The sequence below is a fragment of the Acinetobacter sp. WCHA39 genome (assembly GCF_002165385.1).
GTDB lineage: Bacteria > Pseudomonadota > Gammaproteobacteria > Pseudomonadales > Moraxellaceae > Acinetobacter.
The window spans coordinates 1-428 of the sequence record NZ_NHRP01000101.1 but is presented as its reverse complement, the minus strand read 5'-3'; the positions used below and the strand labels follow the sequence as shown (position 1 = coordinate 428).

The window sequence follows — 428 nt, the reverse complement described above, 5'->3', positions numbered from 1 at the left end:
ATTAATTTATAATAGTACTATGGATAGATACATACTTACTGATGCCCAATGGGCAAAAATGGAACCTTTTTGCCTAGGTAAAGTGACCGATCGAGGTCGTAGTGGAAAAGATAATCGATTATTTTTAGAAGCAGTCCTATGGATTGCCCGTACAGGCAGTCCATGGCGTGATCTACCTCCTCATTTTGGTAAATGGAATACCGTCTTTAAAAGATACCGTGATTGGGTGAAAGCTGGTGTATTTGAAACTATTTTTGCATCTGTAAATGAAGATGTTGATTTGGAATACGCCATGATTGATGGAACGATTGTTAAAGTTCATCGACATGGGCAAGGTGCAAAAGGGGGACTTTCAAACAGTCTATAGGTAAATCTCGAGGTGGAATGACCTGTAAAATTCTTGCCTTAGTGGATAGTCTAGGCAACCT

General features: G+C 39.5%; 1 pseudogene. It reads left to right on the top strand.

The features are described 5' to 3' along the window. Positions 1-19: 19 nt before the first annotated feature. Positions 20-428 (top strand): annotated as a pseudogene (locus CDG56_RS16805) (IS5 family transposase); the annotation flags it as partial.